General features: G+C 64.4%; 9 protein-coding genes and 2 pseudogenes. 7 read left to right on the forward strand and 4 right to left on the reverse strand.

Going from position 1 to position 14,024, the window contains the following annotated elements:
• Positions 1 to 200 precede the first annotated feature (200 nt).
• Positions 201 to 1,163 carry a thioredoxin-disulfide reductase gene (trxB, locus tag AB5975_14365; protein XDR22857.1) on the forward strand — a complete coding sequence of 321 codons (963 nt, stop codon included), beginning with the start codon at positions 201 to 203 and terminating at the stop codon, positions 1,161 to 1,163.
• A gap of 58 nt (positions 1,164 to 1,221) precedes the next feature.
• On the opposite strand, the gene nadC is transcribed toward trxB, so the two are convergent.
• Positions 1,222 to 2,070: a carboxylating nicotinate-nucleotide diphosphorylase gene (nadC, locus tag AB5975_14370; protein XDR22858.1), complete on the reverse strand. Its 849-nt coding sequence runs from the start codon at positions 2,068 to 2,070 to the stop codon at positions 1,222 to 1,224.
• 242 nt (positions 2,071 to 2,312) lie between these two features.
• On the opposite strand from nadC, the gene AB5975_14375 reads away from it, so the two are divergent.
• The 3 genes and pseudogenes from AB5975_14375 (at position 2,313) to ampE (ending at position 5,957) form a co-directional block, all read left to right on the forward strand.
• Entirely contained in the window at positions 2,313 to 4,472 is a 2,160-nt protein-coding gene (locus tag AB5975_14375) for a DUF1631 domain-containing protein (protein ID XDR22859.1), read from the forward strand.
• An 87-nt stretch (positions 4,473 to 4,559) separates the two neighbouring features.
• Positions 4,560 to 5,130, forward strand: a pseudogene (ampD, locus tag AB5975_14380) (1,6-anhydro-N-acetylmuramyl-L-alanine amidase AmpD).
• Positions 5,127 to 5,957, forward strand: coding sequence for a regulatory signaling modulator protein AmpE (gene ampE / locus AB5975_14385; protein XDR22860.1), 831 nt, complete (start codon positions 5,127 to 5,129; stop codon positions 5,955 to 5,957). Before ampD ends, ampE begins: the two are co-directional and overlap by 4 nt.
• Positions 5,958 to 5,996: 39 nt before the next feature.
• Here the strand turns inward: ampE and AB5975_14390 are convergent, their stop codons facing one another.
• Both AB5975_14390 and cra read right to left on the reverse strand, forming a co-directional pair.
• On the reverse strand, positions 5,997 to 6,773 hold the full coding sequence (locus tag AB5975_14390; protein ID XDR22861.1) for a TatD family hydrolase: 777 nt from the start codon (positions 6,771 to 6,773) through the stop codon (positions 5,997 to 5,999).
• Between the two features lie 2 nt (positions 6,774 to 6,775).
• Entirely contained in the window at positions 6,776 to 7,771 is a 996-nt protein-coding gene (cra, locus tag AB5975_14395; GenBank protein XDR22862.1) for a catabolite repressor/activator, read from the reverse strand.
• Positions 7,772 to 8,055: 284 nt separating this feature from the next.
• Here cra and ptsP point away from each other — a divergent pair, with 284 nt between their 5' ends.
• The 3 genes and pseudogenes from ptsP (at position 8,056) to AB5975_14410 (ending at position 13,594) form a co-directional block, all read left to right on the forward strand.
• Positions 8,056 to 10,908, forward strand: a complete 2,853-nt coding sequence (gene ptsP, locus AB5975_14400; GenBank protein XDR22863.1) for a phosphoenolpyruvate--protein phosphotransferase — start codon at positions 8,056 to 8,058, stop codon at positions 10,906 to 10,908.
• Complete coding sequence (gene pfkB, locus AB5975_14405) at positions 10,909 to 11,856, forward strand: 1-phosphofructokinase (GenBank protein ID XDR22864.1); 948 nt, start codon at positions 10,909 to 10,911, stop codon at positions 11,854 to 11,856.
• Positions 11,853 to 13,594 (forward strand): annotated as a pseudogene (locus tag AB5975_14410) (PTS fructose-like transporter subunit IIB). Before pfkB ends, AB5975_14410 begins: the two are co-directional and overlap by 4 nt.
• A gap of 147 nt (positions 13,595 to 13,741) precedes the next feature.
• On the opposite strand, the gene AB5975_14415 reads toward AB5975_14410, so the two are convergent.
• A complete protein-coding gene (locus AB5975_14415; protein ID XDR22865.1) occupies positions 13,742 to 13,963 on the reverse strand; it encodes a DUF3820 family protein in 222 nt (73 codons plus the stop codon).
• Positions 13,964 to 14,024 lie beyond the last annotated feature (61 nt).

Genomic DNA, 14,024 nt, shown 5'->3' on the forward strand with positions numbered 1-14,024 from the left:
ATCGCAGCATAGACGATGCCTATGAGGTGGATTGTCGAAGGATATTTCCTTAATCTTTGCGACCTCGCTACAGTGCGCTCAACTTTCCGCTTTCTGGGCCTGCGCGTTGTAGCCTTCCCCAAGTGCTGCGTGGGTCCTTTTTAATTTTCCAGCTGGCGCAGCCGGTACACCGATACCGGCCCGCTCGACAGGAGTTCGACATGTCTGAAGTACGTCATTCGCGCGTCATCATTCTCGGTTCCGGCCCTGCCGGTTATAGCGCTGCGGTGTATGCCGCCCGTGCCAACCTCAAGCCGCTGCTGATCACCGGCATGCAGGCCGGTGGCCAGCTGACCACCACCACCGAAGTCGACAACTGGCCGGGCGACCCCCACGGCCTGACCGGCCCGGCGCTGATGCAGCGTATGCAAGAGCATGCCGAGCGTTTCGAAACCGAAATCGTCTTCGACCACATCAATGCTGTCGACCTGGCCAACAAGCCGTTCACCCTGCAGGGTGACAGTGGCAAGTACACCTGCGACGCGCTGATCATCGCCACTGGCGCCAGCGCTCGCTACTTGGGCCTGCCGTCGGAAGAAACCTTCATGGGCAAAGGCGTTTCGGCCTGTGCTACTTGCGACGGTTTCTTCTACCGCAACAAGCCGGTCGCCGTGGTCGGCGGTGGCAACACTGCCGTGGAAGAGGCGCTGTACCTGGCCAACATCGCCAGCAAGGTGACCTTGGTACACCGTCGCGAAACCTTCCGCGCCGAGAAGATTCTGGTCGACAAGCTGAACGCGCGCGTGGCCGAAGGCAAGATCGAGCTCAAGCTCAACGCCACCCTGGACGAAGTGCTGGGTGACAACATGGGCGTGACCGGTGCGCGCCTGAAGAACAACGATGGCAGCAGTGACGAGATCAAGGTCGACGGCGTATTCATCGCCATTGGACACACCCCGAACACTTCGCTGTTCGAAGGCCAGCTGACCTTGAAGGACGGCTACCTGGTAGTCAATGGCGGCCGTGAAGGCAATGCCACCGCCACCAACGTCGAGGGCGTGTTCGCCGCCGGTGACGTGGCTGACCACGTTTACCGTCAGGCCATTACCTCGGCCGGCGCTGGCTGCATGGCGGCATTGGATGTGGAGCGTTACCTGGACGGGTTGGCCAACGCTTCGTTCTGATCCAGCAAGGCAACAAAAAACCGGCTCAGTGGCCGGTTTTTTGTTGCCTGCGTTCAGTTCACAGGCTCAATCGCATCGACAGGTCTACCGCCTTTACATCCTTGGTCATGGCGCCAATCGAGATGTAGTCCACCCCAGTCTCGGCAATCACCCGCAAGGTCGTTTCGTTTACCCCGCCACTGGCCTCCAGCTTGGCCTTGCCAGCGTTGATACGCACCGCTTCGCGCATTTCGTCCAGGTTGAGCTCGTCGAGCATGATGATGTCTGCACCAGCGGCCAGCGCCTCACGCAGTTCTTCCAGGCTCTCCACCTCGATTTCCACCGGTTTGCCCGGTGCGATGCGGTGCGCCGCCGCCACGGCTTGGGCTACGCCGCCGCTGGCAGCAATATGGTTTTCCTTGATCAGGAAGGCGTCGTACAGGCCGATGCGATGGTTGTCGCAGCCGCCACAGGTCACCGCGTACTTCTGCGCCAAGCGCAGGCCAGGCAGGGTTTTGCGGGTGTCCAGCAGGCGTACCTGGGTGTCTGCCACCAGGTCGGCGAGGAAGCGTGCACGGGTGGCGACCCCCGACAGCATCTGCAAGAAATTCAGCGCGCTGCGCTCACCGCTGAGCAGCGAGCGGGCCGGGCCTTCCAGATGGAACAGTGGCTGATTGGCAGTAGCCCGTTCACCGTCGGCCACCTGCCAGTGCACTGCAACACGCGGGTCGAGCTGGCGGAAGACGGCATCGACCCAGGCGGTGCCGGCGATTACGCAATCCTCGCGGGTGATGATGGTGGCCTTGGCCAGGCGCTCGGCCGGGATCAACTGCGCGGTGATATCGCCACTGCCGATGTCCTCCAACAATGCGCGGCGCACGTTGGCTTCAATTTCAGCGGTCAGGTCGGCAAGGCGTAGGTTCGGCATGTTCGGCTCCACAAGCTAGATGCCGGCGATTATAGGGCAGGGGGCTTGCGTGTACAGCCGCCTTGATGATGACCATTGGTCGGGCGTGGTGAGCAGACCGTGCAAAACAGGGTCACTGAACAGCCTGTAAAACGGCGCTGGCAGCTGTACGAAATTTTATCGATAATAGCGACCAGTATTTGGCGTCATAGCTTTGACGATGATGGGCCCGTCCGGGCAAGACACCCTGCAAGGAGTCCAGGATGCAAAAAGAAGGCAAGGTGGTGCCCTTGGCGGCAGCCATCGACCGAGGCGGGCGTGCGCCTCTGCCTTGCCTTCCGGTCTTGCTACTGCAAGTGCGCGACAAGGCTGCTCTGCAGTTGCGTCAGGGTTTGCAGGACTTGTTCGACAACGCCGACGACACCCTTTTCGAAATGGCCGACAAGGCCTTGGACTGCTGTGACCAGAGCCTGTACTTCGAGGCCATGCGCGACTTGCGCCTGAAGCGCAAAAGCATCGAACGTGGTTTTCTCGATACGTTCTACGACACCTTTGCGCGCATTGGCCAAATCGACCTGCTGGCTCAGCAGGTCGAGCCGGGCAACCTTTGCAGCAAGGCCCAACTGGAGCGGGCTGCCGCCATCGATGGCATGGTGGCGCGGGTGTTGTCACGCGATGGCATTGCCTTGCAGCAGTTGGGCTTGCGTTTGCAGGCGCTGCTCGACCGGCCGCTGTACGAGCCGCACAACCCGTTGGGGCCTGCCGCATTATGCAGTTACTTCCTCGATGCCGGGCGTAACCTTGGGGTTGGTTTGCGGGTCAAGCTGGTGCTGCTCAAGCTGTTCGAGCGCTATGTGCTGCGCGATGCCGATGTGATCTATGGCGAAGCCAACCAACTGCTGGCCGCCGCCGGTGTGCTGCCCGAACTGCAGCCGGCACCGCGGCGGCGGGCTGAAGACCAGCGCATGCGTGCACGGAGGGGGCACGCGAACCTTGGTCAGACGGTGGGCGCGGATGCGGCAGGGCAGGCTTTCTTTGCCTCGGTGCAGGCGCTGCTGGCCCCGGTGCGCGGGCAGTTCGCCCCGCGCTTGCAGGCAGTGTCTGCCGCCCAGCCGATCAGCTGCGCCGACCTGCTCCGGCTGCTATCGCATTTGCAGCACTACGTGCCCGCCACCCACGAGGCCGATGATTTCGAGCTCGGCCAGCAGCTTGAGCAACTGTTGTTGCGGGTCAGCGTGCGCAGTGGCACGCGCCGGCGCCTTGCCGTGGCCGACGAAGACATGATCAACCTGGTTGGCATGCTGTTCGCCTTCATCCACAACGACGACAACCTGCCGGCCAGCCTGCGGGCGCTGATTGCCCGCTTGCACATTCCGCTACTCAAGGTGGCCTTGTTGGACAAGGGGCTGTTCAGCCGGGCGAGCCATCCGGCGCGCCGGCTGCTCAACGAGGTCGCCGGTGCGGCGATTGGCTGGGAATACGGCAGGGAAGGGCAGCGTGACAGCTTGCACTTGCGGGTAGAGCGAATCGTCCAGCGCCTGCTCAATGATTTTGCCGAAGATGTCGGCTTGTTCACCGAGCTGCTCGACGACTTCCTCGCTTTCAACCAGGACGAGCGGCGGCGCAACGAGTTGCTGGAACAACGCACCCGTGATGCCGAAGAAGGCCGAGCCCGGACGCTGCAGGCCAGGCAACAGGTGCAAGATGTGCTCAACCAGCGCCTGCGCGGCCGAGTATTGCCGCAGGTGGTGGTACACATGTTGGTACAGGCCTGGAGCCAGGTGTTGCTGCTGGCTTGGCTGAAACAGGGCGAGAATTCCCAGGAATGGCGCGACGCGTTGCAGACGATGGACACGCTGCTGGCCAGCATCACTGCGCCCCATGAGCCACAAGCCTTGTTGCAGCAGGTGCCGGGCCTGCTCAAGGCGCTGCGTGGGGGCTTGGCCAGCGTGGCCCTGGACGCGCTGGCCACCCGCGAGTTCTTCCTGCAATTGGAGCAGTTGCACCTGCGCGCCTGCGCAGGTGCCCAGGTGCTGCCGAGTGGCGATGGGCAACCACTGGCTGATGTACGGGTGGCCGAAGACATTGTGCTGGCAATGGCCGAAGAGCCCGCCTGTGTGCCGCTGCAGATCGCCGACGGGCAAGCTGCAGCGTTACACCAGGCTCAGCGCCTGCGCATCGGCACCTGGGTCGAGGCGCTCGATGAAGACGAACCCCTGCGCTGCAAGCTGGTGGCACGTATAAACAGCAGTGACCGGCTGGTGTTCGCCAATCGCACCGGCATGAAAGTGCGCGAATGGAGCAGCACCAGCCTGGCCCAGGCACTGCAGCGGGGCGAAGTGCGCGTGCTGGATGACGGGCTGCTGTTCGAGCGTGCACTGGAGGCCGTGCTCGACGGCTTGCGGCAAGGGCTGGTGCAGTAGCGGCAGCATTACAATCATTCACATGCACACGGTGTTGGCCACAGGGCATACTGTTGTCTTGTTCATGGCGTTTTCAGGATCTGCCCCATGCAATTGGACCGTGCCACTGGCTGGTTCCACGGAATCGGAATCACCCACTGCCCCTCGCCGAACTTCAATGCGCGCCCAGAGGGCGAATCGATTTCCCTGCTGGTGATCCACAACATCAGCTTGCCCCGGCCTGTTTCGGCACCGGCAAGGTGCAGCAGTTCTTCCAGAACTGTCTGGACCCCGATGAACATCCCTACTTTGCCAGCATCAACCATCTGACAGTGTCGGCGCACCTGTTCGTCGAGCGTGACGGTGCGGTGACCCAGTTCGTATCGTTACGTGACCGCGCCTGGCATGCGGGGGTGTCGAGCTTCGACGGGCGCGAGGGCTGCAATGACTTTTCCATCGGCATCGAACTGGAGGGTACCGACGACCAGCCCTATACCGATGCCCAGTACGCTGTGCTGGAGCAACTTACCCGGCACATCCGCGGTGCTTGGCCGGCCATCGACCTGAGCCGCATCCAGGGCCATAGCGACATTGCCCCGCAGCGCAAGACCGACCCGGCCCGGCCTTCGATTGGCCGCGCTACCGTCAGGCGCTGCAGCACAATGAGGATGAGGCATGAGTTTTCTGGTTTTGTTGCTGGCGCTGTGGGTCGAGAAGTTCTCGGCTTTGCGCCATCAGGTGCAGCGCGATGGGTTCTTCCTTGGCGAACTTGTACGCCTTGAGCGCAGCGGTAAGGTGCACCCGTGGTGGACGCTGGCCATTCTGGTCTTGGCGCCGGTCGCGCTGCTGGTATTGCTGCTGCATGTGCTGGAGCCAGTGGCCTATGGCTTGCTGGCCTTGCCGGTGCACCTGCTGGTGCTGATCTACAGCCTGGGCCGTGGCGATGCCAAGGCCTCGATGGGCCCGTTCCGCGATGCCTGGCGGCGGGGCGACGACCAGGCGGCGCTGCATGTGGCCGAGCGTGACCTGGGCCTGGTGGCCGATGAGCCGCACAGCCTGCTGGTACGGGTACAAGGCAACCTGCTGTGGCAGGTGTACCAGGGCTTTTTCGCGGTGATCTTCTGGTATTTCGTGTTGGGCCCCGGTGCGGCGTTGGCTTATCGACTGCTGGCACTGTGTGGCGAACACAGCAAGCAGCCGACGCTCAAGGCGCGTGCCGAGCAGCTGCGGCACATCATGGACTGGCTGCCAGTACGGGTGCTGGCGCTGAGCTTTGCCCTGGTGGGCAACTTCCTCGCCGTGACACGGGTAATGCTGCACGAGGTGCTCAACTGGCACATCAGCGCCGCGCACCTGGTGGCCCGGGTCGGGCGTATTGCCGATGACATTCCAGAGGAAGAAGACAGCCAGCGTGGGCTGGGGCGGCTGGACAGCCTGTGGGAGCTGCTGCTGCGCTGTGCGGTGTTGTGGTATGCCGGGTTCGCGCTGTGGACCGTGCTGGTTTGATTCATGGCCGCCGCCACAAAAACCACGCTCACCTGGATTTCACCAGCCAAACAACTCGCAGGCATTGCGGCTACTGGCCTGCGCCAGCTCTTCTACATCCAAGCCCATCACCTGGGCCAGCGCCCCGGCAATGTCCGGCAAGTGTTCCGGGCTGTTGCGCATCCCTGGGTGCATCACCGGCGCCATATCCGGCGCATCGGTCTCCAGCACCACGCTCTCCAGCGGCAGCCGCGCCAGCGTCTTGCGCAGCCGCAGCGCCTGCGGCCAGGTGCCGGCGCCGCCAAGCCCGAGGCGGAAGCCCAGCTTGATGTACTCACGGGCTTCTTCGTAACTGCCGGCAAACGCATGGATCACCCCCGCCCGCACCGGTTTGTAACGCTTGAGCGTGGCAATTACCTGGGCATGGCTGCGGCGCACATGCAACAGCGCGGGCAGGTCGAAGTCGCAGGCCATTTGCAGTTGCGCTTCGAACAGGCCCTGTTGGCGCGTTTTGTCCAGGTCCTCAAGGTAATAGTCCAGGCCAAACTCGCCCACGGCGCATAGCCGCGGGTCGCCGCGCAGGCGCTCCAGCCATTGGCGTAATTGCGTCAGGTGCTCTGGGCGATGCTCGTCGAGGTACACCGGGTGCAGGCCGAGTGCCGCAAACAGGCGTTCATTGGCGCAGGCCAGGTCCCACACCCGTTGGAAATTTGCCTGATAAACCCCCAGCACCACCATCCGTTCCACCCCGCGTGCCGCCGCGTTGGCCAGCAGGCGCGAGCGGTCGGCGTCGAAGTCGGGGAAGTCCAAGTGAGTGTGGGTGTCGATCAGGCGCATTTTCAGGCCGCTGTGATGCGTTGCTTGAAGGTGCGGCCAACGGCATGCACGCCGGGTTCGTAGCGTTTTTCCTCAATTGCGGCCAGGGCCAGTTCCAGCGCGGTGGCGGCAATCAGGCCATGCTGCTGGGCCATGGCATTGACCGGTAGCGGCAGGAAGTCGAGCAGTTGGTTGTCGCCAAAGGTGCCCAGTTGCAGCTGACGCGAATCGGCAGGGCGTGCCTGCAGGGTGTCGAACACCCCTTGCAGCAGCACATAGGAGGTGGTCACCAGGGCATCCGGCAAGCCACCCAGGTCTTCGATCAGCTGCTGCATCAGGCGTTGGCCGCACTCGCGGCTGAACGCTTCGCCCTGGTAGCGGCGCACTTCGCCGGCATAACCTTGCAGGGCTTCGTCGAAACCGCCTGCGCGCGCCTGGCTGACCGACAGCTCGGGGCGTGCGCCGATCAAGGCAATGCTGCGTGGGGCCGAATTGAGCAGGCTGGCGGCCAGTTGGCGGCTGGCATCGCGGTCATCGCTGATCACCGAGCAGAAGTGCGCAGGGTCCAGGCGGCGGTCGATGGCGATCACCGGCAGGCCTTTGTCCTGCAAGTCACGGTAGCTGTCATCTTCTGGCGGCAGGCAGCTGGCAACGAACAATGCATCGCATCGGCGCGCACGGAACAGCTGCTGCAGTTGGCGCTCGCTGTCGGGCTGGTCGTCGCTGCTGGCGATCAGCAACTGGTAGCCGCGGGCGCGGGCGCCTTGCTCCAGTTGCTTGGCAATGCGGGCGTAGCTGGGGTTCTCCAGATCCGGGAGAATGAAGCCCAGGGTGCGGGTATGCCGGCTGCGCAGCCCAGCAGCCTGCGGGTTGGGGGTGAAGCCGTGGGCTTCGACCACCGCGCGTACCCGCTCGACAGTACTGTTGCTGATGCGCTGCTGTTCAGCCTTGCCGTTGATGACGTAGCTGGCAGTGGTCACGGACACACCGGCCAGACGGGCGATATCGCTGAGTTTCACCGAATTTTCCTTGTTATTACCGGGGCTGGCTGTAAGGCCGGACCGGGTAGTTTGACCCGGCACGGGCATCACGCGCAGACGACCATTGTCGCAATTGTCCGACAGGATGGGGCTTTTTACCGGGCAGATTATCGAGTAACGTGGCCGTCTGGTCAGGTTAAACGTTTCAGCTGCCGAATTTTCTGCCTCGGCTGCCATCCGTGCAAGGCTGCGGAACTGGCCCTTTATGTGAATTTCACAACAATACTCCAGTACCCGAACGGGAACTGCAAAAGGAGAAGGTCATGCTCGAGCTCGCCAAGGAGCAGATAGCCATGGGCCAGACGGCCGCCGACAAGGCCGAGGCATTGAGCCTGCTGGCGGACCGGCTGGTCGGGGACGGCCTGGTCGCCGAGGGTTACCTGCAAGGGCTGCAAGCCCGCGAGGTGCAGGGCTCGACGTTCCTTGGCCAGGGCATCGCCATCCCCCATGGCACGCCGCAAACCCGTGATCTGGTGTATACCACCGGCGTGCGTTTGCTGCAGTTCCCCGAGGGTGTGGACTGGGGTGACGGGCAAATGGTCTACCTGGCCATCGGTATCGCCGCTCGCTCCGACGAACACCTGCGCCTGCTGCAGCTGCTCACCCGCGCCCTGGGCGAGACCGACCTGGCCGAAGCGCTGCGCCGGGCCAGTTCCGCCGAAGCGCTGCTCAAGCTGCTGCAGGGCGCACCACAGGCACTGGCGCTGGATGCGCAGCTGGTTGGCCTGAACCTGCCGGCTGAAGACTTCGACGAACTGGCCTGGCGCGGTGCCCGCCTGTTGCAACGTGCCGATTGTGTCGACAGCGGCTTTGCCGCCGTATTGCAGCAAGCCGAGCCGCTGCCGCTGGGTGAGGGCCTTTGGTGGCTGCACAGCGAGCGTCAGGTACGTCAGCCGGGCCTGGCGTTCATCACCCCCCAGCAGCCGTTGCGCTATCGCGACCAACCGCTCAACGGTTTGTTCTGCCTGGCGAGCCTAGGCGCCGCTCACCAAGCCTTGCTCGAGCGCCTGTGCGAAGTGCTGATTGAAGGCCGTGGGCAGATGCTCTACCAGGCCACCAGCAGCCGCGCGGTACTGGAAGTGCTGGGCGGCGAAGCGCCGGCGGATTGGCCCAGCGCGCGTATTGTGCTGGCCAACCCTCATGGCCTGCATGCCCGCCCGGCCAAGGTGCTGGCACAGCTGGCCAAAGGCTTTGAAGGGGAAATCCGTGTGCGCCTGGTCGACAGCGCGCAGCCAGCGGTGTCGCTGAAGAGCCTGAGCAAGCTGCTGAGCCTGGGCGCCCGCCGGGGTCAGGTGCTGGAGCTGGTCGCCGAGCCTGGCATCGCCGCCGATGCCTTGCCGGTGCTGCTGGCCGCTATCGAACAAGGCCTTGGCGAAGAGGTTGAACCGCTGCCGCAGAGCGTCACGCCCATGGCCGATCACCCGCCCGAAGTGCTGCAGGCCCCAGCCGCCGGCAGCCGTATCCAGGGTGTGGGCGCAGCGCCCGGCATTGCCAGTGGCCCGGCGCATGTCTGTGTCGAGCGTGAGTTCGACTATCCGTTGCGTGGCGAATCCTGCGCCCAGGAGCGGCAGAAGCTGCGCGCAGCCATCGCCAGTGTGAACGGCGAACTGCAGGCGTTGGTGCTGCGCAGCGACAAGGCCATTGGCGAAATTTTCGTCACCCATCAGGAAATGCTTGCCGACCCGGCCCTGACCGACGATATCGAACAGCGCCTGGCCCAGGGCGAAAGCGCTGCGGCCGCCTGGATGGCCGTGATCGAAGCCGCAGCCCGTCAGCAGGAGTCGTTGCACGATGCCCTGCTCGCCGAGCGCGCCGCCGACCTGCGCGACATTGGCCGCCGCGTGCTGGCGCAGCTGTGTGGAGTGCAGGCGCAGGTTGAACCCGAGCAACCCTATGTGTTGGTGATGACTGAAGTCGGCCCGTCCGATGTCGCCCGCCTGGACCCGAACCGGGTTGCCGGCATCGTCACCGCCCAAGGCGGTGCCACGGCCCACAGTGCCATCGTCGCCCGTGCATTGGGCATTCCGGCGGTGGTCGGCGCAGGTGCGTCGATTCTGCTGCTGGAGAGTGGCACGCCGCTGCTGCTCGATGGCCAGCGTGGAGTGGTCAGCGTGGCGCCGCCAGTGGATGAGTTGCAACAGGCGCTGGCCGAGCGCGACCTGCGTGAGCAGCGCCTGCAGGCTGCCTGGGCCAACCGCTTCGAGCCAGCCGTCACCCGTGATGGTCATGCCGTCGAGGTGTTCGCCAACATTGGCGACAGCAACGGCATCGCCAAGGTGGTGGAGCAGGGCGCCGAAGGCGTTGGCCTGCTGCGCACCGAACTGATTTTCATGGCCCACCCTCAAGCGCCGGACGTGGCCACCCAGGAGGCCGAGTACCGCCGTGTGCTTGATGGCCTGGGCGGGCGGCCACTGGTGGTGCGCACCCTCGATGTCGGTGGCGACAAGCCGCTGCCTTACTGGCCCATCGCCGCCGAGGAAAACCCGTTCCTTGGTGTACGTGGCGTACGCCTGACGCTGCAGCGCCCGCAAATCATGGAAGACCAGTTGCGCGCCTTGCTACGGGCCGCCGACCAGCGACCGCTGCGCATCATGTTCCCGATGGTTGGCCAGGTGCACGAATGGCGCGAGGCTCGGGCCATGGTCGAGCGCCTGCGTGCAGAAATCCCGGTCGCCGACCTGCAACTGGGCATCATGGTCGAGGTGCCTTCGGCGGCCCTGCTGGCAGCGCAATTGGCGCGCGAAGTGGACTTCTTCAGCATCGGCACCAATGACCTGACCCAGTACACCTTGGCCATCGACCGTGGCCACCCCAGCCTCTCGGCCCAGGCCGACGGCCTGCACCCGGCAGTATTGACCCTGATCGACATGACGGTGCGTGCCGCCCATGCCCAAGGCAAGTGGGTGGGCGTGTGTGGCGAGCTGGCGGCCGACCCGCAGGCGGTCGCCGTGCTGCTGGGCCTGGACGTGGACGAGCTCAGTGTATCCGCGCGCAGCATCGCCGAAGTCAAGGCACTGGTTCGCCAGGCCGATCACCAGACGGCCCGCGCCCTGGCGCGCGAAGCCTTGCAACAGGACAGCGCTGCGGCAGTTCGCGCGCTGGTGGAGCGTTACTGAATGGCCAAGATCCTCACCCTTACCCTGAACCCGGCGCTGGATATCACCGTCGGCCTGGACACCCTGCGCCCTGGGCAGGTCAACCGTAGTCAAGCGCAGCAAAGTCACGCAGCGGGCAAGGGGCTGAACGTTGCCCAGGTACTGGCCGACCTGGGGCACAGCGTGACCGTCGGCGGTTTCCTCGGGCAGGACAACCTGCAGCCCTTCGAGGCGTTGATCGCCTGGCGCGGCTTTGCCGACTGTTTTGTCCGCGTGCCGGGCGAAACCCGTAGCAACATCAAGCTGGTCGAGGCCGATGGCCGCGTCACCGATATCAACGGCCAGGGCCCGGAGGTCGATGAGGCGGCACGCAGCGCCTTGCTGCGCAGGCTGCAGCAGGTCGCCCCAGGTCATGATGCGGTGGTGGTGGCCGGCAGCCTGCCGCGTGGGATCAGTGCCGACTGGTTCCGTCAGTTGCTCGAACAGCTGAAGGCGCAAGGCCTCAAGGTGGCCCTGGATAGCAGCGGTGAAGCCCTGCGTGCTGGCCTGCAGGCTGCGCCCTGGCTGGTGAAACCCAATACCGAGGAGCTGGGCGAGGTGCTTGGTCTGGCTGTGGATAATCCGGCGCAGCAGCGCGCTGCCGCCGAGCGCCTGCTGGCCGCTGGCGTTGAGCACGTGGTGGTCTCTGCAGGGGAGCAGGGCGTCAGCTGGTTCCGCCGCGATCTGGCCGTGCATGCCTGCCCGCCCAAGGTGCGGGTCGCCAGCACGGTGGGGGCGGGGGATTCGCTGGTGGCCGGCATGGTTCATGGCCTGCTGCAGGGCGAGGCCCCCGCGCAGACCTTGATTCGTGCCACTGCAATTGCCGCCCAGGCCGTCACCCAGGTTGGCTTCGGCATCCGTGACCGCGAGCAACTGGAATGTCTGGAAGCCGCCGTGCAACTGACAGAACAACAAGAGGGTTGCCGATGAACATTGCCATTGTCACCGCCTGCCCCAACGGCCAGGTATCGAGTGTGCTGAGCGCGCGCCTGCTGGCTGCCGCTGCCCAGCGACGTGGTTGGAGCACCAGTGTCGAAGTGCTGGATGCCGAGCACCCTGAGCGGCAACTGAGTGCGGCACAGATCGCCGAGGCCGACTGGGTGCTGGTGGTCAGCACCGGCCCGGTGGACCTGGCCCGCTTCGTCGGCAAGCGCCTATACAAGAGTACGCCGTCCCAGGCCTTGGCTGATCGCGAGGGCTTCCTCGACGAAGCGGCCGCCAACGCCCAACTGCTGACCGCATTGCCAGACACCCCGGCCGCAGCTGGCAGCGGCGCTGCTCGTATCGTTGCCGTCACTGCCTGCCCGACCGGCGTTGCGCACACCTTCATGGCTGCAGAAGCTTTGCAGCAAGCCGCACAGCAACTGGGATACCAGCTCACCGTCGAGACCCAGGGCTCGGTCGGTGCGCGCAACCCGTTGTCCGCCGAAGCCATCGCTGCAGCAGACGTGGTGTTGCTGGCCGCCGACATCGAAGTACCCACCGCGCGTTTCGCCGGCAAGCGTATTTACCGCTGCGGCACCGGCATCGCCCTCAAGCAGGCCCGCGCCACGCTGGACAAAGCCTTGGCCGAAGCCAAGGTGGAAAACAGTGCAGAGGCTGCGGCGGCCAGCACGGCAGCCAAAGGCGAGAAGAGTGGGGTATACAAGCACCTGCTCACTGGCGTGTCGTTCATGCTGCCGATGGTGGTGGCCGGTGGCCTGCTGATTGCCCTGTCGTTCGTGTTCGGCATCGAGGCCTACAAACAGCCGGGCACCTTGCCGGCGGCGTTGATGCAGATTGGCGGCGAGGCTGCGTTCAAGCTGATGGTGCCTTTGCTGGCCGGTTACATCGCCTGGTCCATTGCCGACCGACCGGGGTTGGCCCAGGCATGATCGGCGGTTTGCTGGCCAGCACCCTGGGGGCTGGTTTCATCGGTGGCATCGTCGCGGGTTTTCTTGCCGGTTACAGCGCCAAGGCAATTGCCCGTTGGGCGCGCTTGCCGAGCAGCCTGGAAGCGCTCAAGCCGATCTTGATCATTCCGCTGCTGGCCAGCCTGTTCACCGGCCTGGTGATGATCTACGTGGTTGGCCAGCCGGTAGCGGCGATGCTCGAAGGCCTTACGCACTTCCTCGACAGCATGGGCACCACCAATGCCATTCTGCTGGGGCTGTTGCTGGGCGGCATGATGTGCGTCGACCTTGGCGGGCCGATCAACAAGGCCGCCTATGCGTTCTCGGTGGGGCTGTTGGCTTCGTCGAGCTACGCGCCGATGGCGGCGACCATGGCCGCTGGCATGGTGCCGCCGATCGGCCTGGGTATTGCCACCTTCCTGGCCCGGCGCAAGTTCGCCCAGAGCGAGCGTGAGGCGGGCAAGGCGGCACTGGCGCTGGGCTTGTGCTTTATCTCCGAGGGGGCTATCCCGTTTGCCGCCAAGGACCCGCTGCGGGTGATCCCGGCCAGTATCGTCGGCGGTGCGCTGACCGGTGCATTGTCGATGTACTTTGGCTGCAAGCTGATGGCACCGCATGGCGGCTTGTTCGTGCTGTTGATCCCCAATGCGATCAACCATGCGCTGCTGTACTTGCTGGCGATCGTGGCGGGCAGCCTGTTGACGGCGGTGGTGTATGCGGTGATCAAGAAGAGCGAGCAGGTGGAGCTGGCGGTGGCGCCGGTTAAAAGTGCCTGAGCTGACCCCGTCCTGTGGGAGCGGCCTTGTGTCGCGAAAGGGCTGCATGGCAGCCCCAGATTTCAGCTTCGCCGCATAGATTGCTGGGGCCGCTTTGCGGCCCTTTTCGCGACACAAGGCCGCTCCCACTAAGCCCGATTTGACCTGTCAGCGCCCATGTTTCTTGCGTAACGGCACCAACAGATCACCCAGCCCGTTGTGGTCGATCTCATGCATCAACGCCAGTAACCCACCCAGTTCTCCCGCCGGGAAACCCTTGCGCGCGAACCACGCCAGGTAGTCCCCGGGCAGGTCGGCAATGATTCGCCCTTGGTACTTGCCGAACGGCATGCTGCGGGTCACCAGCAGTTCGAGGGTTTCCGGCTTCATCTACGGCGCACCTGGTTGTTCAAAAGCGCCGACCATACTGCAATCTGCACGAAGCCCCAAG

This window comes from Pseudomonas putida (assembly GCA_041071465.1).
Classification (GTDB): domain Bacteria; phylum Pseudomonadota; class Gammaproteobacteria; order Pseudomonadales; family Pseudomonadaceae; genus Aquipseudomonas; species Aquipseudomonas putida_P.